The sequence below is a fragment of the Spirillospora sp. NPDC047279 genome (assembly GCF_040643285.1).
Taxonomy (GTDB): Bacteria; Actinomycetota; Actinomycetes; order Streptosporangiales; family Streptosporangiaceae; genus Spirillospora.
The window spans coordinates 249,200-269,620 of record NZ_JBEYUA010000007.1; the positions used below are offsets into that span (position 1 = coordinate 249,200).

21 protein-coding genes and 1 riboswitch are annotated in these 20,421 nt (G+C 73.4%); of the genes, 19 read left to right on the plus strand and 2 right to left on the minus strand.

Annotated features, from left to right (window positions below):
* Positions 1 to 11: 11 nt before the first annotated feature.
* The 16 genes from xerD (at position 12) to ABZ810_RS19970 (ending at position 15,604) form a co-directional block, all read left to right on the plus strand.
* Complete coding sequence (gene xerD / locus ABZ810_RS19895; RefSeq protein WP_358405516.1) at positions 12 to 944, plus strand: site-specific tyrosine recombinase XerD; 933 nt, start codon at positions 12 to 14, stop codon at positions 942 to 944.
* Between the two features lie 163 nt (positions 945 to 1,107).
* Entirely contained in the window at positions 1,108 to 1,974 is an 867-nt protein-coding gene (locus ABZ810_RS19900; protein WP_358405517.1) for a ParA family protein, read from the plus strand.
* Positions 1,956 to 2,264, plus strand: a complete 309-nt coding sequence (locus ABZ810_RS19905) for a hypothetical protein (protein WP_358404895.1) — start codon at positions 1,956 to 1,958, stop codon at positions 2,262 to 2,264. The genes ABZ810_RS19900 and ABZ810_RS19905 overlap by 19 nt, the downstream gene beginning before the upstream one ends.
* 84 nt (positions 2,265 to 2,348) lie before the next feature.
* Entirely contained in the window at positions 2,349 to 3,197 is an 849-nt protein-coding gene (locus ABZ810_RS19910; RefSeq protein ID WP_358404897.1) for a segregation/condensation protein A, read from the plus strand.
* A 142-nt stretch (positions 3,198 to 3,339) separates the two neighbouring features.
* On the plus strand, positions 3,340 to 3,912 hold the full coding sequence (gene scpB, locus ABZ810_RS19915; protein ID WP_358405519.1) for an SMC-Scp complex subunit ScpB: 573 nt from the start codon (positions 3,340 to 3,342) through the stop codon (positions 3,910 to 3,912).
* Positions 3,909 to 4,643 (plus strand): pseudouridine synthase, encoded by a 735-nt coding sequence (locus tag ABZ810_RS19920; RefSeq protein ID WP_358404898.1) that lies wholly within the window; start codon positions 3,909 to 3,911, stop codon positions 4,641 to 4,643. The genes scpB and ABZ810_RS19920 overlap by 4 nt, the downstream gene beginning before the upstream one ends.
* Positions 4,644 to 4,655: 12 nt before the next feature.
* Entirely contained in the window at positions 4,656 to 5,018 is a 363-nt protein-coding gene (gene aroH, locus ABZ810_RS19925) for a chorismate mutase (protein ID WP_358404900.1), read from the plus strand.
* A 165-nt stretch (positions 5,019 to 5,183) separates the two neighbouring features.
* A riboswitch (guanidine-I (ykkC/yxkD leader) is annotated at positions 5,184 to 5,290 on the plus strand.
* Positions 5,291 to 5,409: 119 nt separating this feature from the next.
* Positions 5,410 to 6,948 carry an amino acid permease gene (locus ABZ810_RS19930; protein ID WP_358404902.1) on the plus strand — a complete coding sequence of 513 codons (1,539 nt, stop codon included), beginning with the start codon at positions 5,410 to 5,412 and terminating at the stop codon, positions 6,946 to 6,948.
* Positions 6,945 to 7,640, plus strand: coding sequence for an urea amidolyase associated protein UAAP1 (locus ABZ810_RS19935; protein ID WP_358404905.1), 696 nt, complete (start codon positions 6,945 to 6,947; stop codon positions 7,638 to 7,640). Before ABZ810_RS19930 ends, ABZ810_RS19935 begins: the two co-directional genes overlap by 4 nt.
* Positions 7,637 to 8,287, plus strand: a complete 651-nt coding sequence (locus tag ABZ810_RS19940) for an urea amidolyase associated protein UAAP2 (RefSeq protein ID WP_358404907.1) — start codon at positions 7,637 to 7,639, stop codon at positions 8,285 to 8,287. Before ABZ810_RS19935 ends, ABZ810_RS19940 begins: the two co-directional genes overlap by 4 nt.
* Positions 8,284 to 10,353, plus strand: a complete 2,070-nt coding sequence (locus tag ABZ810_RS19945; protein ID WP_358404910.1) for a 5-oxoprolinase/urea amidolyase family protein — start codon at positions 8,284 to 8,286, stop codon at positions 10,351 to 10,353. The genes ABZ810_RS19940 and ABZ810_RS19945 overlap by 4 nt, the downstream gene beginning before the upstream one ends.
* Positions 10,350 to 12,011 carry an allophanate hydrolase gene (gene atzF / locus ABZ810_RS19950; RefSeq protein WP_358404912.1) on the plus strand — a complete coding sequence of 554 codons (1,662 nt, stop codon included), beginning with the start codon at positions 10,350 to 10,352 and terminating at the stop codon, positions 12,009 to 12,011. The genes ABZ810_RS19945 and atzF overlap by 4 nt, the downstream gene beginning before the upstream one ends.
* Positions 12,012 to 12,020: 9 nt before the next feature.
* Entirely contained in the window at positions 12,021 to 13,112 is a 1,092-nt protein-coding gene (locus ABZ810_RS19955) for a prephenate dehydrogenase (RefSeq protein ID WP_358404913.1), read from the plus strand.
* A gap of 87 nt (positions 13,113 to 13,199) precedes the next feature.
* Complete coding sequence (gene cmk / locus ABZ810_RS19960) at positions 13,200 to 13,859, plus strand: (d)CMP kinase (RefSeq protein ID WP_358404915.1); 660 nt, start codon at positions 13,200 to 13,202, stop codon at positions 13,857 to 13,859.
* Positions 13,860 to 13,901: 42 nt separating this feature from the next.
* Entirely contained in the window at positions 13,902 to 15,287 is a 1,386-nt protein-coding gene (gene der, locus ABZ810_RS19965) for a ribosome biogenesis GTPase Der (RefSeq protein WP_358404917.1), read from the plus strand.
* 116 nt (positions 15,288 to 15,403) lie between these two features.
* On the plus strand, positions 15,404 to 15,604 hold the full coding sequence (locus ABZ810_RS19970) for a hypothetical protein (protein ID WP_358404919.1): 201 nt from the start codon (positions 15,404 to 15,406) through the stop codon (positions 15,602 to 15,604).
* A gap of 4 nt (positions 15,605 to 15,608) precedes the next feature.
* On the opposite strand, the gene ABZ810_RS19975 is transcribed toward ABZ810_RS19970, so the two are convergent.
* On the minus strand, positions 15,609 to 16,280 hold the full coding sequence (locus ABZ810_RS19975; RefSeq protein WP_358404920.1) for a hypothetical protein: 672 nt from the start codon (positions 16,278 to 16,280) through the stop codon (positions 15,609 to 15,611).
* Positions 16,281 to 16,371: 91 nt separating this feature from the next.
* Between ABZ810_RS19975 and ABZ810_RS19980 the strand changes: the two genes are divergently transcribed.
* The 3 genes from ABZ810_RS19980 (at position 16,372) to ABZ810_RS19990 (ending at position 19,285) form a co-directional block, all read left to right on the plus strand.
* A complete protein-coding gene (locus ABZ810_RS19980; RefSeq protein ID WP_358404922.1) occupies positions 16,372 to 17,529 on the plus strand; it encodes a nucleoside 2-deoxyribosyltransferase domain-containing protein in 1,158 nt (385 codons plus the stop codon).
* 9 nt (positions 17,530 to 17,538) lie between these two features.
* The gene (locus ABZ810_RS19985) at positions 17,539 to 17,907 is read left to right on the plus strand and encodes an MmcQ/YjbR family DNA-binding protein (protein WP_358404924.1); all 369 of its coding nucleotides are present in this window, start codon (positions 17,539 to 17,541) and stop codon (positions 17,905 to 17,907) included.
* A gap of 112 nt (positions 17,908 to 18,019) precedes the next feature.
* Positions 18,020 to 19,285 (plus strand): nitric oxide synthase oxygenase, encoded by a 1,266-nt coding sequence (locus ABZ810_RS19990; protein ID WP_358404926.1) that lies wholly within the window; start codon positions 18,020 to 18,022, stop codon positions 19,283 to 19,285.
* A 117-nt stretch (positions 19,286 to 19,402) separates the two neighbouring features.
* On the opposite strand, the gene dmpG is transcribed toward ABZ810_RS19990, so the two are convergent.
* A complete protein-coding gene (dmpG, locus tag ABZ810_RS19995) occupies positions 19,403 to 20,419 on the minus strand; it encodes a 4-hydroxy-2-oxovalerate aldolase (RefSeq protein ID WP_358404928.1) in 1,017 nt (338 codons plus the stop codon).
* Positions 20,420 to 20,421 lie beyond the last annotated feature (2 nt).

A 20,421-nucleotide genomic window follows, 5' to 3' on the forward strand; every position in this document is an offset into this window, starting at 1 on the left:
CGGAGTCCAGGCTGGAATCCGCCGTGCGCACCTACCTGGGGCACCTGGCGGTCGAACGCGGCCTGGCCGCCAACACGCTCAGCTCCTACCGGCGTGACCTGCGCCGCTACGTGACCGCGCTGGCCGGGCGGGGCCACGACGCCATCGACCAGATCACCGAGGACGACGTCCGCGCCTTCCTGGTGGACCTGCGGGAGGGCGACGAGGACCACCCGCCGCTGGCGGCGGGGTCGGCGGCGCGCGCGGTCGTCGCCGTCCGCGGCCTGCACCGCTTCGCGCAGCGCGAGGGCCTGGCGCCGGGCGACCCCGCCCGCGACGTCAAGCCGCCGACGCCGCCGCGCCGGCTGCCCAAGGCCATCTCGCTGGACGACGTCGAGCGGCTGCTGGCCGCCGTCACCGCGGCGGGGGAGCCGGGCGGCGCGGCCGAGGCGGCCCGCGCGCTGCGCGACCGGGCCCTGCTGGAGCTGCTGTACGGGTCGGGCGCCCGCATCTCCGAGGCCGTCGGCCTGGACGTCGACGACCTCGACCTGGACGAGGGCTTCGCCCGGATCTCCGGCAAGGGCGGCAAGACCCGGGTGGTGCCGATCGGCGACTACGCGCGCAAGGCCGTGGAGGCCTACCTGGTGCGGGCCAGGCCCGAGCTCGGCAAGGCCGGCCGCGGCGGCCCCGCGCTCTTCCTCAACGCCCGGGGCGGCCGGCTGTCGCGGCAGGGCGCCTGGATGGTGCTGCGCGCCGCGGCCGAGAGGGCGGGCCTGTCGGACGTCTCGCCGCACACGCTCCGCCATTCCTTCGCGACGCATCTGCTCGACGGGGGCGCGGACGTGCGCGTGGTGCAGGAGCTGCTCGGTCACGCGTCGGTGACGACCACTCAGGTCTACACTCTTGTGACGGTTCAGCTGCTGCGAGAGGTCTACGCGACCTCCCATCCGCGCGCCCGGGGCTAGGCCGTGCCCGGCCACGTACAAATACCGGCCATCGTCGCGCGTCGGCTTGAGACGCACGGGGTCAAGCCCTAGAGTCCCCGTTCTGGATGGCATTTTCGGGCCGCCCGGGAGGGATCTGGTGACAAGCACACACGCTGCGGAGGGAGTTCTGTCCTCCGCCACCATAGAGACCGATCCGAGTCGAGCCCTCGGGCCGACTCAACGCCCAGTGCCGACATTCCCCGAACCCGCGCCGCTGGCCGAGCACGGCCCCGCGCGCATCGTGTCGGTCTGCAACCAGAAGGGCGGGGTCGGCAAGACCACCACCACCATCAACCTGGGCGCCGCGCTCGCCGAATACGGCCGCCGCATCCTGCTGGTGGACTTCGACCCGCAGGGCGCGCTCTCGGTCGGACTGGGCAAGGGCGACCCGCGCCAGCTGGACGTCACCGTCCACAACCTGCTGCTCGAGCGCGACACCGAGTGGGAGGACGTCGTCATCGAGACCGGTGTCGACGGCATGGACCTGCTGCCCAGCAACATCGACCTGTCCGGCGCCGAAGTGCAGCTCGTGCACGAGGTCGGCCGCGAGTACATCCTCTCCGGCGTGCTCAAGTCGGCGGCGCCGCACTACGACTACATCCTCATCGACTGCCAGCCGTCGCTCGGCCTGCTCACGGTCAACGCGCTGGCGGCCAGCGCGGGCGTGCTCATCCCGCTGGAGTGCGAATACTTCGCCATGCGCGGTGTCGCGCTGCTCATGGAGACCATCGAGAAGGTCCAGGGCCGGATCAACCCCGACCTGGAGATCGACGGCGTGCTCGGCACCATGTACGACTCGCGCACCCTGCACACCCGCGAGGTCCTCGGCAGAATTGTCGAGGCCTTTGGAGACCAGGTCTTCCACACGGTCATCAACCGCACGGTACGGTTTCCTGACGCGACCGTCGCCGGGGAGCCGATCACGTACTTCGACCCCAACTCGATGGGGGCGAACGCATATCGTGGTCTGGCGCGGGAGGTGCTCGAAAGGTGGCGTCACGTCGGGTAAGGCTGCCCGGTGCGGATGAGATCTTCCGCCCGACCGTCCCCGAGCCCAGACCGGCGTCACCCGCCCGGCGGCCCACCGGCCGCCAGCGTCACGACTCCAAGATCACTGTGTACGTCTCGTCCGGTGAGCTGCTCGATCTGGAGCGGCTCCGCCTCACGCTGCGCGCCGAGCACGATCTGACCGTCGACCGCGGCCGCATCGTCCGCGAGGCGATCGCCGTCGTCCTGGCCGACTTCGAGTCCAGGGGCGAGCGCAGTACCCTGGTCCGTCGCCTGCGCGACGACGCCTGAGCCGCGCGTGACCTGGGCGTTCACCAACAGATCACACGGCCGGAACGAGGTAGGGCGAGGGTGGCCTCCGCTAGCGTGAGCGACGTGGATGAGACGTCGGCGGAGCCGGGCTCCGAGCAGTCCGGCGGTTTCCAGGTCCACCTGGACAACTTCGAGGGCCCGTTCGACCTGCTGCTCGGGCTGATCTCCAAGCACAAGCTCGACATCACCGAGGTGTCGCTGCACAAGGTCACCGACGACTTCATCGCGCACATCCGCTCGTACGGCAAGGAATGGGACCTCGACCAGGCCAGCCACTTCCTGCTGGTCGCCGCGACCCTGCTGGACCTCAAGGCGGCCCGGCTGCTGCCCTCGGGCGAGGTCGACGACGAGGACGACCTGGCCCTGCTGGAGGCCCGCGACCTGCTGTTCGCGCGGCTGCTGCAGTACCGGGCCTACAAGGAGGTCGCCAAGACCCTCTCCGGCCACATGGCCGAGCAGGCCAGGCGGTTCCCGCGCATCGTGCCGATGGAGCCGCGGTTCGCCAACCTGCTCCCCGAGGTGCTGCTCGGCCTCGGCCCGGACCAGTTCGCCAAGCTGGCGGGCAAGGTGTTCGCGCCCAAGGAGCCGCCCGGAGTCTCCGTCCAGCACATCTACCAGCCCAAGGCCAGCATCAGGGAGCAGGCCGTGATCGTGGTGGAGCTGCTGCGGCGGCTCCGCACCACCACGTTCACCGTGCTCGTCGAGGACACCGGCGGCACCTACGAGGTCGTGGCCCGGTTCCTGGCGCTGCTGGAGCTCTACCGCGAGCAGTCGGTGTCGTTCGAGCAGGACGAGCCGCTGGGTGTCCTGACCATCACCTGGACCGGCACGGAGGCCGGCGAGGTCGAGGTCGACGAGTACGAGGGCTCGCCCGAGCCCGCCAAGGACGGAAAGAACGACGACGATGAGTGAGCAGCCCCGCGACGACGCGGCACCCGCCGGCGACCCCCCGGCCGAGCCTGCTGGGGAGGCCCCGGCGGAGCCCTCTGGGGAGAGCCCGGCGGAGTCTGCCGGGGAGAGCCCGGCCGAGCCGGTGCAGGACGCGCCGGCGGGCATGCCCGAGGAGGAGCCCGCGGCAGACGATCTTCCGGAGCTGCGGGCCTCGGTCGAGGCGATCCTGCTGGTGGTGGACGAGCCGGTCGCCGAGATCACGCTGGCGCAGATCCTGGAACGGCCCCGCGACGACGTGGCGGCGACCCTGCGCGAGCTGGCCGCGGAATACACCGAGCAGGGCCGGGGGTTCGACCTGAGGGAGGTCGCCGGCGGCTGGCGCTACTACACCCGGGACGTGTGCGCCCCGGTGGTGGAGCGCTTCGTCACCGACGGGCAGCAGGCCCGGCTGACCCAGGCGGCCCTCGAGACGCTCGCCGTGGTGGCCTACCGCCAGCCGGTGAGCCGGGCCCGGGTGTCCGCGATCCGCGGCGTCAACAGCGACGGCGTCATCCGCACGCTGACGTTGCGGGGCCTGATCGAGGAGGCGGGGCAGGACCCCGAGACCCAGGCGCACCTCTACCGCACGACCGGGTACTTCCTGGAGAGGCTGGGACTGCGCGACCTGGACGAGCTCCCCGACCTCGCCCCCTACCTGCCCGACGAACTGCCTGAAGAGATCATCGAGGGACATTGAACGACAACGACGAGGGTGTACGGCTCCAGAAGGTCCTGGCCGAGGCCGGGATCGGCAGCCGCCGCCACTGCGAGGAACTGATCGGCGAGGGCCGGGTCACCGTCGACGGCAAGACCGTCTTCCGCTTCGGCGAGAAGGTGGACCCCCGGACGGCGGTCATCCACGTCGACGGACGCCGGGTCGAGACCCGCTCCGAGATGCGGTACTACATGATCAACAAGCCGCGCGGCGTGGTCAGCACCATGAAGGACGAGCGCGGCCGCAAGTCGCTGGCCGACTACGTCGAGGTGCCCGAGCGGCTCTTCCACGTCGGCCGGCTCGACACCGACACCGAGGGCCTGATCCTGCTCACCAACGACGGTGAGCTGGCGCACCGGCTGACCCACCCCAGCTGGGGCGTGGAGAAGAAGTACCTGGCGGAGATCCACGGGCCGATCCCGCGTGACCTCGGCAAGCGCCTCAGGGCGGGCGTCCAGCTGGAGGACGGGCCGGCCAAGGCCGACAAGTTCCGGATCTTCGACCAGGTCGGCCGCCGGATCCTGGTGGAGATCACCCTGCACGAGGGCCGCAAGCACATCGTGCGGCGGCTGCTCAAGGAGGTCGGATTCCCGGTTCAGCAGCTGGCCAGAATAGAGTTCGGACCGATCAAGCTCGGCCTGCTCAAGCCGGGCAACATGCGGGCGCTGACCGTGAAAGAGGTCGGTGAGCTCTACAAGGCCGTGGACCTGTAGGAGGGGAAGCCGATGGCGGTACGCGCGATCCGAGGGGCGACGCAGGTCGACGCCGACGACCGGGAGCAGATCCTGGAGGCGACGACCGAGCTCGTCACGGAGGTCATGTCCCGCAACGAGCTGACCACCGACGACGTCATCAGCGTGATCTTCACGGCGACCCCCGACCTCACCGCAGAGTTCCCGGCGCTGGCCGCGCGCAAGCTCGGCTTCCACGAGGTGCCGCTGCTGTGCGCCAGCGAGATCGCGGTGCCGCACGCGCTGCCGCACGTGATCCGGCTGATGGCGCACGCCGAGGTCGACCGGCCCCGGTCGGAGATCCAGCACGTCTACCTGCGCGGCGCCACCGCGCTGCGGCTCGACATCGCCCAGTAGCGGCCGAGCCCGGCGGCTCGTCGAGGCGCCGGCGCCCGGCCGTACGGGCGCCGGCCGCACGGCCCTCACCGCGTCGCGGTGAGGGCTTTCTTACGCGGGCTTAACGATCGGGACATTGCGCGGTGACCGCTCCGGCGTGAAGTGGTGCCCGACCCGCAGGCCAAGGCGGGGCGCATCTAGGGTTCCGCCGCCACCGCTGAGCGGGTCTGGTCCGAGAGATGCAGGCGGGGCGGCGACGCCCCGTTCCACGGCGGGACAAAAGCCCGGGAGGACTTGCCTGTCCGCCCCCTTCCCACGGGGGTGGACGACCTCCGGAGGGCCGTCCCATGCCTGATTCGGCGTATCGCCGTACCCGGCCCTCCCACATCACCGCAGGGAGGAACCACTCGTCATGACAGCGACCGTGGACCAGGGCCGGGCCGACCACGACAGCATCGACCTGGCCGAGTTCGGATACCCGCAGCAGCTGCGCCGCAGGCTCGGCGCCTTCGCCTCCTTCGCCGCCGGGTTCTCGTTCGTCTCCATCCTCACCACCGTCTTCCAGCTCTTCGCGTTCGGCTTCGCCTTCGGCGGCCCGGCGTTCTTCTGGACCTGGCCGCTGGTGTTCGCCGGGCAGCTCATGGTGGCGCTGGTCTTCGCCGACCTGGCGGCGCGCTACCCGCTGTCGGGCGCGATCTACCAGTGGGCGCGGCGCCTCGCGGGCGCGGTGACCGGCTGGTCGGCGGGCTGGCTGATGCTCGTCGGCGAGATCATCGCCACCGCGGCCGCGGCGATCGCGCTGCAGGTCGTGCTGCCCACCATCTGGTCGGGCTTCCAGATCGTCCCGGGCGAGTCCGCGCTGACCAGCACGTCCGGCGCCACCAACGCGGTGCTGCTCGGCGCGCTGCTCATCGCCGTCACCACGATCATCAACGCGGTCGGCGTCCGCGCCATGGCCGTGGTCAACAGCGTGGGCGTCGCCTGCGAACTGGCCGGCGTGGCGCTGCTGGTCGCGCTGCTGCTGGCCAACTCCGAGCGCGGACCGGGCGTCGTCACCGACACCGGCGCCGCGGGCGGCGACGGCTACGTGTGGGCGTTCCTGGCCTCGGCGCTCATGGCCGCGTACGTCATGTACGGGTTCGACAGCGCCGCCGAGTTGTCGGAGGAGACCAGGGATCCGCGGCGCACCGCGCCACGCGCGATCATCCGCGCGCTGGTCGCGTCCGGCGTCGGCGGCGCGCTGCTCCTGGTCGCGGCCCTGATGGCGGCGCCGAGCCTCACCGACGGCCGGCTCTCGGCCGAGGGGCTGCCGTACGTGCTGACCGGGGCGCTCGGCACCGGGCTCGGCAAGGCGCTGCTGGTGGACGTGGCGATCGCGGTCGTGGTGTGCACGCTCGCCATCCAGACGGCGGCGTCGCGGCTGATGTTCTCGATGGCCCGCGACGGCGTGCTGCCGTTCTCGTCCCGGCTGGCCAAGGTGAACGCCAGGACCGGCGCCCCGGTGCTGCCCACCGTGGTGATCGGCGTGCTGGCGGTCGCGCTGCTGGCCGTCAACATCGGCAACGCGCAGATCTTCACCGCGATCACCGGCGCGTCCGTCTGCGTCGTCTATGTCGCCTACCTGCTGGTGACCGTGCCGGGGCTGGTCGCGCGGCTGCGCGGCGGGCTGGCGGAGGCGCCGGCGGGCACGTTCTCGCTCGGCCGCTTCGGGCTCGCCGTCAACCTGCTCGCCGTCGGCTACGGGCTGGCCATGGCGGTCAACATCGCCTGGCCGCGCGCCGCGGTGTACGACCCGGACGGCGGCGACCCGCTGCTGCGCTGGTTCCCGGTGCTGGTCCTGGGCGGTGCCGCGCTGGCCGGAGCGGCGATCCTGGCCGCCCGCCGGGCCCGGCCCCTGACCGTCGCCGCGGCCCCGGCCCCGGCTCCGGCCGCCGAGGGGAGCGCGTCATGATCTTCTCGCACGACGTGCCCGGCGGCGCCGCCTGGTCGATGATCCTGCGGCGGCACCGCGCCGTACGGCTGGAGTGCCTCGGACCGGGCGCCAACGTCAGCACCCTGATCTACGCGGCGGACCGCCCGCTGGAGCGGCTCAACGTCCCCGACACGCTCAAGGCGCAGATGGCGGCCAGGATCGCCGCGCCCATGGTCCTGATGTCGGACCTGGGAAAGGCGTTGTGCTCGGTCACCGGCTCCTCGCTCACCTGGCACGACGCGATCAGCGGCCATTCGCTGGACGCGCACGTGCCGGGTGGTCCGACCTCGTACGCCGAGCACCGCAACGACCGGCGGCGCAGCGCCCGCGACGGCCTGCTCGAGGAGTTGTGGAAGCACGGCCTGGGCGAACGGGACCTGCACGCCACCGTCAACTTCTTCTCCAAGGTGGCGCCGACCGGCGACGAGCGCGGCGGGCTGGCGTTCGTGCACGGCCACGCCCGCACCGGCGACTGGGTGGAGCTGCGCGCCGAGCAGGACGTCCTGATCATGCTGTCCACCGCGCCGCACCCGCTCGCCACCGCCTGGTCGCCGGCCGCGGTGCGCGCCACGGTTCGCGCGGTGCCCGCCCCCGGCCCCGACGACCCCTCCCGGGTGTTCCGCGACGAGTCCGGCCGCGCCCTCGCCGAAGCAGAGAGGACCTACCAGTGAGCACCCAGACCCTGCGCGCGCAGGAGGACCGCGAGGCGCGCACGCTGCTGGACGTGGAGGTCGCCCCCGGGGACGGCTGGATCGGCGAGATCCCGGCGGGCGGCCGGTTCCGCATCGTCGACCTGAAGGGCAACCAGGCCGTCGACACCCTCTTCTTCGACGCCCGCGACCACGCCAACCGTTACAGCGCCGTCGACACCGTCCGCGAGCAGGGCGCCGTCTACCTGACGACGGGCTCGCGCCTGCTGAGCGCCCGGCTGGATCCGCTGGCCACCATCGTCGACGACACCTGCGGCCGGCACGACACGCTCGGCGGGGCGTGCGCGCAGGAGAGCAACGTCGTGCGGTACGGCGAGCACACCCGGCACGAGCACGCCTGCCGCGCCACGTTCCTCGCCCAGGCCATCGGGTGGGGGAAGGGGCTGGACAAGCGCGACCTGACCCACAACGTCAACTTCTTCATGAACGTGCCGCTCACCACCGACGGCGGGCTCACGTTCGAGGACGGCCTGTCGGCCCCCGGCAAGCACGTCGAGCTGCGCGCCGAGCGCGACCTGCTCATCCTCATCAGCAACTGCCCGCAGCTCAACAACCCCTGCAACGGCTACGACCCCACGCCCGTCCGGCTGCTCGGGTGGGACGAGTGAAGGTCATCGCGCCCGGGGTGCAGACGACCGTCCAGGACCTGCCGGGCCGTACCGGCCACTGGGGCGTCGGCGTGCCGCCCTCGGGCGCGTGGGACGACCGTTCGTTCGCGCTGGCCAACATCGCGGTCGGCAACGACCCGGGCGCGGCCGGGCTGGAGGCGGTGCTGAACGGCCCGGTGCTGCGGTTCACCGGCCGCGCGCTCGTCTGCCTCACCGGCGCGGTCGGCCGGGCCGTCCTGGACGGGCGGCGGGTGCGGCCGGGCGTCCCGGTCGCCGTGTCTCCCGGCATGGTCCTGGACCTCGGCCTCGCCGACGGCGGCCTCCGCCAGTACCTGGCCGTGCGGGGCGGGCTCGACGTGCCGCACGTGCTCGGCAGCCGTGCCACGTTCCTGCTCGGCGGGTTCGGCGGCCACGAGGGACGGGCCCTGCGGGAGGGCGACGAGCTCGCCGTCCGGGCGGTGCAGAACCCCGTCGAGCCCGCCGAGGTCACGCCGCTCCTGCGGCCGCCGACCGGGACGTGGGACCTGCGGGTCGTGCCGGGCCCGCACGGGGCGCCCGACTACCTCACCGAGGACGGGCTCGCGACGTTCTTCGGCGCGGAATGGCGCGTCGACCACCGCTCCGACCGCACCGGCGTGCGGCTGGCCGGTCCGGTCCCGGCGTTCGCCAGGACCGACGGCGGCGAGGCGGGCCTGCACCCCAGCAACATCCACGACAGCGCCTACCCGGTCGGCGGGATCATGCTCTCCGGCGGCACCCCCGTGATCGTCGGGCCGGACGGCCCGAGCCTCGGCGGCTTCGTCGTCCCGGCCGCCGTCGTCCGCGCCGACCGCTGGAAGCTCGCGCAGGCGCGGCCCGGCGACACGGTACGGCTGCGGCCCGTCACGCCGGAGGAGGCGGCCGGGCTCAACGCCGCCCGCGCGGCCGAGCTGGCGGACGTCCGGTCAGCGCTGGCCACCTTCCACCTCCCCGAACCGCGGGACGCGCGACCGGCGCCGGAGCCGGGAACGCCGGCGCGGGGAACGGCAGCGCGGGGGCCGGTGGTGCGGCGGCCGGCCCCTCTGCTCGACCTGCCCGCGACCGGCGGCCGCCCGGCGCTGACCGCGCGCCGCTCCGGCGACCACCACCTGCTCATCGAGTGCGGGCCGCCCGTGCTCGACCTGGTCGTGCGGATGCGGATGCACCTGCTCGCCCGGGCCATCGCCGGCCTCGCCCTCGCCGGGCTGAAGGAGACCGTCGAAGGCGTGCGGTCGCTGCTGCTCGCCGTGGACGAACGGCGGCTGCCGCTGGACAGGCTCGCCGAGGCCGCCGGGGAGGCGTGGCTGACGCTCGCCGACCCGGCCACGGTCGAGCTCCCGGTGCGGGAGGTGACGCTGCCGATCGCGCTGGACGACCCGTCGGTGCACGAGGCGATGCGCCGCTACCAGACCTCGGTGCGGCCTGACGCGCCCTGGTGCCCCGACAACGTCGAGTTCATCCGGCGGATCAACGGGCTGGCGAGCCGGGAGGAGGTCTTCGGCGTCGTCGCCGCCGCCGAGTACCTGGTGGTGGGCCTCGGTGACGTCTACCTGGGCGCGCCGGTGGCGGTGCCGCTCGATCCGGCGCACCGGCTGGTCACGACCAAGTACGACCCGGCCCGGACGTGGACCCCGGCGAACGCGGTCGGCATCGGCGGCACCTACCTGTGCGTGTACGGGATGGAGGGGCCCGGCGGTTACCAGATGTTCGGCCGGACCGTCCCGGTGTGGCGGCTCCCCAACCGCGGCGACCCGCCGTGGTTGCTGCGGCACTTCGACCGGCTGCGGTTCGAGCCGGTGAGCGCCGCCGAGCTGGCCCGGGCGCGGGCCGACATCGCCGCCGGGCACCGCGATCTGGAGACCAAGCCCGCGACCCTCACCCTGGCCGACCTGACCCCGGCGGAGACCCCGGAGGCGGCGGCGTTCACCGCGCGCCGCCGTGCGGCCTTCGCCGCCGAACGTGCCCGCTGGGCGGAACAGCCGGGCGGCGGCGCCGCCGCGGGGGGCGTGGGGGGTCGTCCCCCCTCGAAGAGAAAGGCGACGTCATGACCGGCCGGCCGGTGTGGATCCGGGAGCTCACCGCCGCCGAACGGGACGCCTGGCGCTCCCGCGTCGCCGCGGACGGCCCGCTCGCCGGGACCGAGTTCGCGATCAAGGACAACCTCGACCTCGAAGGGGTGCCGACCACCGCCGCCTGCCCGGGGCTGTCCGGCGAGCCCGCCCGGTCCAGCGCCGTCGCGGTGCGGCGGCTGCTGGACGCCGGCGCGGTCCCGGCGGGCAAGACCAACATGGACCAGTTCGCGACCGGCCTCGTCGGCACCCGCAGCCCCTACGGCGCCTGCCACAGCGTCGCCGGCCCGGGGCACGTGTCCGGCGGGAGCAGCTCGGGCAGCGCCGTCGCGGTCGCCGCCGGGCTGGTGCCGCTCGCCCTCGGCACCGACACCGCGGGCTCGGGCCGGGTGCCCGCCGCGTTCAACGGGATCGTCGGGATCAAGCCGACCCGCGGCCTGGTGTCCACGCGCGGCCTGCTGCCCGCCTGCCGGTCGCTCGACTGCGTCACCACGTTCACCCGCACGGTCGCCGAGGGCCGCCGCGCCTTCGAGGTGCTCGCCGCGCCCGACGCCGACGACCCCTACTCTCGGGCGGCGCCGCCGCGGCCGCCGGTCGGGGTGGCGGCCCGGATGCGGGTGATCGGCGTCCCGGCCGGGCCTCTGGACCTGGACGCCGAGCACCGCGCCGCCTGGGAGCGGGCGGTCAAGCACGCCGGGCGGATCGCCGCCCATGTCGTCCCGGTCGACGTCACGGCGTTCCTGGAGGCGGCGGCCCTGCTGTACCAGGGGCCGTGGGTGGCCGAACGGTACGGCGCGTTCGGCCATCTCCTCGACCGCACGGGCGTCGACCCGACCGTCCGCTCCATCGTCGAGCCCGGGGCGGCGGTGACCGGGGCGGAGGTCTTCGCGGGCCGCGACCGGCTGGCGGCCCTGGCCCGGGCCGCGGCCCCGGCCTGGGACGACATCGACGCTCTGCTGCTGCCGGTCACTCCCGGGCACCCGACCCTGGCCGCCGTCGCGGCCGATCCGGTCGGGGTGAACGCCCGGCTCGGCACCTACACCAACTTCGTCAACCTCCTCGACCTGTGCGCGGTGGCGGTCCCGGCCGGCGAACGGGCCGACGGCCTGCCGTTCGGCGTCCAGCTGATCGCGCCCGCCTTCGCCGACCGGCCGCTGCTGGACCTGGCGGCCCGCTGGTGCGCCGAAGCCGCCGATCCGACCGCCGGCCCGACCGGCCCGGACACCGTTTCGGCGGGGGAGGCGCTCCTGGCGGTCGCCGGGGCGCACCTGTCCGGGCTGCCGCTCAACCCGCAGTTGCTGGCCCTGGGCGGGAGGCTGGAGTTCCGGGCCAGGACCGCGGGCGGCTACCGGCTCTACCGGCTGCCGGGGGAGGGAGTGCCGCGCCCCGGCCTGGTGCGGACGGGCGACGGCCCGGCCGAGGGCATCGCCCTGGAGGTCTGGCGGCTGAGCCGGCAGGCCGTCGGCGCGCTGCTGGGGACGATCCCCGCCCCGCTCGGGCTCGGCACGGTGATCTTGGACGACGGGCGCGGGGTGACCGGGTTCCTGGCCGAGGCGCAGGGGGTGACCGGGGCCACGGACGTCACGGCGTTCCGCGGATGGCGCGCATACGTCACCGGGGCTCCCCGGCGCCGATAGGCTTGTGCGGTGGCTGAAGAGGGCATTCCGGGGCGCATCGTCGTCGTCGGCACCGGGCTGATCGGCACGTCGATCGCGCTGGCGATGCGCGGGCGCGGTGCGGAGGTGCTGCTGACCGACCGCGACGAGGCGTCGCTGCGGATGGCCGTCGAGCTCGGCGCCGGCGAGGCGCTCGCCGACGGCCCGGCCGCCGAGCCCGCCGACCTGGCGGTGCTGGCGGTGCCGCCCGCCGCGGTCGCCGTCACCCTGCTGGACGCGCAGAAGCGCGGCCTGGCCCAGGTCTACACCGACGTGGCCAGCGTCAAGACCCTCCCGCTGGGCCAGGCCCGCGAGCTGGGCTGTGATCTCAGCGTGTTCGTGGCCGGGCACCCGCTGGCCGGGCGGGAGCGGTCCGGGCCGGCCGCCGCCCGCGACGATCTCTTCCTCGGGCGGCCGTGGGCGTTGTGCCCGGTGCCCGAGACCGGGGCCGGGGCGCTCGCGGCCGTCACCGCGCTGGCCACGGCGTGCGGCGCGGTGCCGGTGACCGTCGACGCCGAGGAGCACGACCGGGCCGTGGCGCTGGTCTCGCACGGCCCGCACGTGGTCTCGGCCGCCGTCGCCGCCCGCCTCACCGGCGCCGACGACGTGGCGCTCGGCCTGGCCGGGCAGGGCGTGCGCGACGTCACCCGGATCGCCGCCAGCGACCCGCGGCTGTGGATCGGCATCCTGTCGGCCAACGCCGAGCCCGTCGCCGACGTGCTGGAGGGCGTCGCCACCGACCTGGCGGTGGCCGCCTCGCTGCTGCGCGACGGCAGCGAGGGAGCCGCCGCGCACGTCGCCGACCTGCTGCTGCGCGGCAACGCCGGGCGCGCCCGCATCCCGGGCAAGCACGGCGGCGACCAGAAGACCTACGCCGTGGTGACCGTGGTCATCCCGGACCGCCCCGGCGAGCTGGCGATGGTCTTCCAGGCCGCCGGCATCGCCGGGGTCAACATCGAGGACGTGACGATCGAGCACTCGCCCGGCCGCCCGCTCGGCGCGCTGGAGATCTCGGTCAAGCCCGAGGACGCCGAACGGCTCGCCGACGAGCTGCGGGCCCGCGGCTGGTCGGTGCCCGGCTGAGCTGCCGGTAGCCTGAAACGCCGGGCCGCGGGGGTCTGGACCGCCGGGCTGCCGATCTTTGGACCTTTGAGACGAAAGGGAGCGATCGTGTCGCTCGTCATCGCCATGGACGGCCCCTCCGGGTCCGGCAAGTCCAGCGCCTCCAAGGGCGTGGCCCGCGCCCTCGGGCTGCGCTACCTCGACACCGGCGCGATGTACCGCGCCATGACCTGGTGGATGCTCGAGAACGGCGTCCCGGTCGAGGACTCCGCAGCGGTGGCCGCCAGGGTCGGCGAGCCGGTCCTGGCGAGCGGCACCGACCCGGACGCCCCGTCGATCATGGTCGACGGCGCCGACGTGTCCGGCCCGATCCGGACCCGCGAGGTCACCAACGCCGTCAGCGCCGTCAGCGCGGTCCCGGAGGTCCGGGCGCGGCTGGTCGCCCTGCAGCGTGAGATCATCGGTACCGGGGGGATCGTGGTGGAGGGCCGCGACATCGGCACGGTCGTCATGCCGGACGCACCGGTCAAGGTCTACCTCACCGCCAGCGAGGAGGCCCGGGCGGCCCGGCGGGCCAAGGACCTGGCCGCCGACCCCGGCGCCACCGTGACGGTGACCCGGGCCGAGCAGGCCCGCCGCGACCGGCTCGACTCCACCCGCACGGCGTCCCCGCTGGCCAGGGCGGCCGGCGCACACGAGATCGACTCGACCGAGCTGGGGCTTGACGAGGTCATCGAGGCGGTCGTCCGCCTCGCCAAAGAGCAGTAGACGAGCGCGCCCGCGGGCACGCGGAGAAGCGCGGAGAGCACAGTGAGCGAATACGACATCGAGACCGTGACCGTCGACGAGGACGGTCTGGCGCCGGACGCCCCGCCCGCCCCGGTGGTGGCGGTGGTCGGCCGGCCGAACGTCGGCAAGTCCACCCTGGTCAACCGGATCCTGGGCCGCCGCGAGGCGGTCGTGGAGGACGTGCCGGGCGTGACCCGTGACCGGGTCGCCTACGACGCGACGTGGAGCGGACGCCGCTTCACCGTGGTCGACACCGGCGGCTGGCTGCCGGACGCCCAGGGCCTGGCCGCGGCGATCGCCGAGCAGGCCCGGCTGGCGGTCGACCTGGCCGACGTGGTGATGTTCGTGGTCGACGCCACCGTCGGCGCCACCGACGTCGACGAGGCCGTGGTGGAGATCCTGCGCCGTTCCGGCAAGCCCGTCGTGCTCGTCGCCAACAAGGTCGACGACGTCGGCGCCGAGGCCGACGCGGCCGCGTTGTGGTCGCTGGGCATCGGCGAGCCGCACCCGGTCAGCGCCCTGCACGGGCGCGGCAGCGGCGACCTCCTGGACGCCGTCCTGGAGGCGCTGCCCGAGGAGGCCCCGGCCGAGACGTTCGTCGAGATCAGCGGCCCGCGCCGGATCGCGCTGCTCGGCCGGCCCAACGTCGGCAAGTCCAGCCTGCTCAACAAGGTGGCGGGGGAGCAGCGCGCGGTCGTCGACTCGGTCGCCGGCACCACCCGCGACCCGGTCGACGAGCTGATCGACCTGGGCGGCAAGACCTGGCGGTTCATCGACACCGCCGGCATCCGCCGCCGCCACCGGGAGAACCAGGGCGCCGACTTCTACGCCACGCTGCGCACCCAGTCGGCGCTGGAGCGGGCCGAGGTCGCGGTCGTGCTGGTCGACGCCAGCGAGACCCTCACCGAGCAGGACCTGCGGATCATCTCGATGGTGGTCGACTCCGGCCGCGCGCTGGTGATCGCCTACAACAAGTGGGACCTGCTGGACGAGGAGCGCCGCCACTACCTCGACCGCGAGATCGACCGGCAGCTGCACCACGCGCGCTGGGCGCCGCGCGTCAACGTGTCGGCCAAGACCGGGCGGCACATGGAGAAGCTCGTCCCGGCGATCGAGACGGCGCTGGACGGCTGGAGCACCCGGGTGCCCACGTCCAAGCTCAACCAGTTCTTCGCCGACCTGGTCAGCTCGCACCCGCACCCGATCCGCGGCGGCAAGCAGCCCAAGATCCTCTTCGCCACCCAGGCGGGCGTGCGACCGCCCCGGTTCGTGCTGTTCACCTCGGGGTTCCTGGAGGAGGGCTACCGCCGCTACATCGAGCGGCGCCTGCGCGAGGAGTTCGGCTTCGAGGGCACGCCGCTGGACGTCACCATGAAGATCCGGGAAAAGCGCGGCAAGAAGAAGTGACCTTCCCGCCGCGCCGTCCCGGCATGTAAGCTCCCTCTTACTCGTTGTTCACACAACGAGCGCTTGGTCTGGTGTCGGTACTGATCGTCCGGTGGCGCGGGTCGGGGAGTGCGAACGTGAAGCTTCTGCTGCTCATGTCCATTGCGGTCGCCTGTGTGGCCCTCAGCTTCGTGTGGAAGGAGCCGTGGATCGGCGGCGTCGGCCTGCTGGTCGCCTTCGTGGCCATGTTCACCGATCGTGACGACGTGCGGGTGGACGAGAAGCGGAGCTACGAGACCGAGAAGTCCGTCCGCAACATGAGGAACCACCGCCGCTAGGCCCTCAGGTCACCCGCCTCTCACCCGCGACCCGCTGGTCCTCTGGCGACGTCGCCGCCGGCACGCGCCGGGGCAGCTCGGGCGGGGGTGCGGGCACGGGTGTCGCGTCGCGGCCGAAGCGGCCGTGCGCCGACGGCGCGATGGGCTGCGTCGTCCCGGAGTCTCCGGAGTGGTCGGGCCGCTCCTCGACGCGGGTCTCGTCGAACTCGTTCAGCCGCGCCTCCTTGACGCCGACCACCGCGAACCGGCCCAGCGCCAGCGCCCCGAAGAACACCGCGAGCACGCCGAGCCCGGTGAACGCCGACAGCTGCTCGGCCAGCACCCTGCCCTCGTCGGTGCCGAGCGGGGCGCCGATGCCGTTGACGTTCCAGAGGGTCGCCACCAGCCCGCCCACGGTGAACCAGGCGCCGCCGAGGATCGCGATCCAGGCGCCGAACATCGCGAACGCGCGGTTGGCGCTGAGCAGCACGATCAGGCCGCCCAGCCCGACGGCGATCGCCGGCGCGACGCTCAGCTGGAGCCGGTCGGTGTCGTAGACCCACGGTTCGTCGGGCGCGAAGCCGAAGCCGGCGTACGGGCCCACGAACGGCACCAGGCCGCCCCAGAGACCGATCAGCACCAGCATGAAGCCGCTCAGGACCCCGCGGGTACGCGGTACGTGCATTGTCCCAGCCATGATCATTCCTTTCGTGACCGGGCTTATGTGATTGTTTGGGGAGGCGTCTACCCCTGAGAGACGGGTCCAAGCACGCCGGCGGGAGGGTGGAGTGGGACACGAGGTCAGCGTCGTCTGCACGCACGAGGAGCCGCCCGGCGAATGGCACGCCGCGGTCTTCCTGGCCGGCCCGACGCCCCGGACGCCCGGCGGGCCCTCGTGGCGGCCGGAGGCGCTCCGCGAGCTGCGCGAGCAGTGGACGGGCGGCGGCCGGCTGGTCGTCTTCGTCCCCGAGGACCGCGACGGCGTCTACAAGGGCGACTACGTCGGCCAGGTCGACTGGGAGGAACGCTGCCTCAACCTCGCCGACGAAGTGATCTTCTACGTGCCGCGCGAGCTGGAGACGATGCCCGCGTTCACCACGAACGTCGAGTGGGGCGTGTGGCACGACAGCGGCCGCGCGGTGTTCGGAGCGCCGCCGGACGCCCCCAAGAACGAGTACCTGCGGCACTACGCCGCCAAGCTCGGCGTGCCGATGGCGACCGACCTGGCCGGCACGGTCGCCGCGGCGCTCGCCCGCATCGGCTCGGGAGGCCTCCGGGAAGGCGGCGAGCGCGAGGTGCCGCTGCTCATCTGGCGCACCGAGACGTTCCAGCGCTGGTACGCGGCGCAGCGCGGGGCGGGCAACACGTTGCTCGGCGCCCGCGTGCACTGGCGGATCGGCCGGCAGTGGGGCCTGCACGTCCAGGTGCACGTCGCGGCGGAGGACCGGGTGAAGGGCAACGAGGTGGTGATCGCCCGGCCCGACATCAGCACCGTCGTGCTCTACCGCCCCGCCCCGGCGCTCGACGACACGCTCGTGGTGCTGGTCCGGGAGTTCCGCAGCCCGGCGACCACGTCAGACGGCTTCGTGCACGAGCTTCCGGGCGGCGCGGGGGAGGCCGGCCCGCTGGCGCGCGCGGTCACCGAGGTCGCCGAGGAGACCGGCCTGCGCCTCGCCCCGGCCCGCCTGCGCGCGCACGGTGACCGCCAGGTCAACGCCACGATGTCCGCGCACCGCGCGCACGTCTACTCGGCCGAGATCACCGACGCCGAGGTCGCCAGGCTCCGCGAGACCGGCCGAAGGGGAGTGGCCGCCGACGGCGAACGCACCTACGTCGAGATCGCGACGTTCGGTGAGATCCGGCGGCGCGACCTGGTCGACTGGGGCACCCTCGGAATGATCGCCCAGGTCCTGGCCGCGACCGGCGATGTCGGTGGCGCCGTTTAGGGTGGCCGCATGGTCGACGACGATCCGCTGGAGTCGCTGCGCGCGCTGTGCCTGGCCCTGCCCGAGACGACCGAACGGCCCAGCCATGGCGAGCCGACCTGGTTCGTCCGGGGCAAGAAGACGTTCGTGATGTACGCCGATCACCATCACGTCGACCGCCTCGGCTTCTGGTGCGCGGCGCCGCCGGGCGCCCAGGAGGCGCTGGTGGCGGCCGAGCCGGAGCGCTACTTCCGGCCGCCGTACGTGGGGCACCGCGGCTGGCTCGGCGTCTACCTCGACGTGCCGGTCGACTGGGCGGAGATCGCCGAGATCGTCACCGACGCCTATCGCCTGGTGGCGCCCAAGACCCTGGTCGCCCGGCTGGACGCCCCGTCCTGACGGACCGTGGTGATCGCTGCCTAATCGCGAGTAAAGCCGGTGACGGCCGGTCTGTCGTGGCATGCTGTGACGTCTAGTGATCAATTACTCACGATCGGTCACAGGCGGATCTATGTTTCTTTTCGGGCATTTCTCGTCATCTCGTCCAACGGAGCTGGAAAGCGCCGCCGAGGACTTCCTCCGGATGTTCCACGCGGAGAACCCCTCGGCGGACGGGCTGACCGCACGGCTGCGGCAGGTCCGCGAGGAGATCCGCGCCGACGGCACCTACCGGCACACCGAGGAGGAGCTCGCGTTCGGCGCCCGGGTGGCCTGGCGCAACAGCGGCCGGTGTATCGGCCGGCTCTACTGGCGCAGCCTGCGCGTCCGCGACCGGCGGGAGGTGCGCACCGCCGAGGGCGTCGCGGCCGAGTGCGTCGACCACCTCGCCCAGGCCACCGCCGGCGGGCGCATCCGCCCGGTCGTGACCGTCTTCGCCCCCGACCGCCCCGGCCGGCCCGCCCCGCGCATCTGGAACGACCAGCTCATCCGGTACGCCGGGCGGCGGAAGGCCGACGGCGCCGTCCAGGGCGACCCGCAGAACCTCGCGCTGACCCGCGCCGCCCGCGCTCTCGGCTGGCATGGCGGAGCCGGCACGCCGTTCGACGTGCTGCCCCTGGTGATCGAGGCTCCCGGCGAGCCGGTCCGGTGGTTCGAGCTGCCCCGGGAGGTCGTGCTGGAGGTGCCGCTCACCCATCCGGACTTCCCCTGGTTCGCCGACCTCGGCCTGCGCTGGCACGCCGTCCCCGCCGTCTCGGACATGGACCTGGAGATCGGCGGCATCACCTACCCGGCCGCCCCGTTCAACGGCTGGTACATGGGCACCGAGATCGGCGCCCGCGACCTCGGCGACCGGGACCGCTACGACATGGTGCCCGAGGTGGCCGCGCGCCTCGGCCTGGACACCTCCACCGAGTCAACGTTGTGGCGGGACCGCGCGCTGGTCGAGCTCAACGTCGCGGTCCTGCACTCGTTCGGCGAGGCCGGGGTCTCGATCACCGACCACCACACCGAGTCGCGGCGGTTCCTCACCCACCTGGCCAGGGAGGAGGGCGCCGGGCGCCGGTGCCCGGCCGAGTGGTCCTGGATCGTCCCGCCCATCTCGGGCTCGGCGACCCCCGTCTTCCATCGCCTCTACGACGAGCCCGACCTGCGGCCCGGCTTCGTCCGGCGCCCGGTCCCGTCCGCACTGCGGAACTTTGACCGACGATCTACAGTGAATCACCACAAATCGGGACACACTCCCGGTCAGAGGCGTGCCGCCGGAGCCGCCTCGCCGGGAGGGGATCATGGCCGACAGGAGCAGCGACGGCAAGGGGCCCGTGCTCAGGCAGGGTGAGCGCGGCAAGAAGCGCGAGGCCTCGGCCCGCGCCGCCGAACCGCAACACTCGGGCCGTCGGCGCATAGCCCGCCAGAACCTCCCCCTCCGCCGAGGCCAGGGCCGAGCCTCCCGCGGCTAGGACTTCTGGGAGGTGATGTCGAGGGCGATGTCGGTGAGCATGTCCTCCTGGCCGCCGACCAGGCGACGGCGGCCTGCTTCTACCAGGAGGGTGCGGACGTCCACGCCGTAGCGGGCCGAGGCGGTCTCGGCGTGGCGGAGGAAGCTGGAGTAGACGCCGGCGTAGCCGAGGGTGAGGGTCTCGCGGTCGACGCGGACGGGCCGGTCCTGGAGGGGGCGGACGATGTCGTCGGCGGCGTCCTGGAGGGCGAACACGTCGCAGCCGTGCTTCCATCCCTGGAGGTCGGCGACGGCGATGAAGGGCTCGATGGGGCAGTTGCCGGCGCCCGCTCCCTGGCCCGCCAGGGAGGCGTCGACCCGGGTGACGCCCTCCTCGACGGCGACCACCGAGTTGGCCACCGAGAGGGAGAGGTTCTCGTGGGCGTGGATGCCGATCTGGGTGGCCGGGTCGAGGACGTCGCGGTAGGCGCGGATGCGGTCGCGGACGCCGTTCATGGTGAGGCGGCCCCCGGAGTCGGTGACGTACACGCAGTGCGCGCCGTAGGTCTCCATCAGCTTGGCCTGGGCGGCGAGCTCCCGCGGCTCGGCCAGGTGGCTCATCATCAGGAAGCCCGAGACGTCCATGCCGAGGTCGCGGGCCGTGGCGATGTGCTGGGCGGCGACGTCGGCCTCGGTGCAGTGGGTCGCGATGCGGATGGAGCGGACGCCCAGCGAGCAGGCGTGCTTCAGCTCCTCGATGGTGCCGATGCCCGGGAGCAGCAGGGTGGTGAGGACGGCGTTCTTCAGCTGCGGGGCGGCAGCCTCGATCCACTCCCAGTCGGTGTGGCTGCCGGGACCGTAGTTGACCGAGCCGCCGGCCAGCCCGTCGCCGTGCGCGACCTCGACGGCGTCGACGCCGGCGGCGTCCAGGGCCGCGCAGATGCGGGCGACGTCGGCGGGGTCCATGCGGTGCCGGACGGCGTGCATGCCGTCCCTGAGGGTGACGTCCTGGATGTACAGGTTCGGGATGCTCATGG

Bases quoted from the DNA above. Each gene is read 5' to 3' on its own strand.
- ABZ810_RS19975 (WP_358404920.1), bottom strand. From the start codon at position 16,280: ATGGCTGGGACAATGCACGTACCGCGTACCCGCGGGGTCCTGAGCGGC.
- scpB (WP_358405519.1), top strand. From the start codon at position 3,340: ATGCCCGAGGAGGAGCCCGCGGCAGACGATCTTCCGGAGCTGCGGGCC.
- ABZ810_RS19990 (WP_358404926.1), top strand. From the start codon at position 18,020: ATGTTTCTTTTCGGGCATTTCTCGTCATCTCGTCCAACGGAGCTGGAA.
- ABZ810_RS19930 (WP_358404902.1), top strand. From the start codon at position 5,410: ATGACAGCGACCGTGGACCAGGGCCGGGCCGACCACGACAGCATCGAC.
- dmpG (WP_358404928.1), bottom strand. From the start codon at position 20,419: ATGAGCATCCCGAACCTGTACATCCAGGACGTCACCCTCAGGGACGGC.
- atzF (WP_358404912.1), top strand. From the start codon at position 10,350: ATGACCGGCCGGCCGGTGTGGATCCGGGAGCTCACCGCCGCCGAACGG.
- ABZ810_RS19985 (WP_358404924.1), top strand. From the start codon at position 17,539: ATGGTCGACGACGATCCGCTGGAGTCGCTGCGCGCGCTGTGCCTGGCC.
- aroH (WP_358404900.1), top strand. From the start codon at position 4,656: ATGGCGGTACGCGCGATCCGAGGGGCGACGCAGGTCGACGCCGACGAC.
- ABZ810_RS19935 (WP_358404905.1), top strand. From the start codon at position 6,945: ATGATCTTCTCGCACGACGTGCCCGGCGGCGCCGCCTGGTCGATGATC.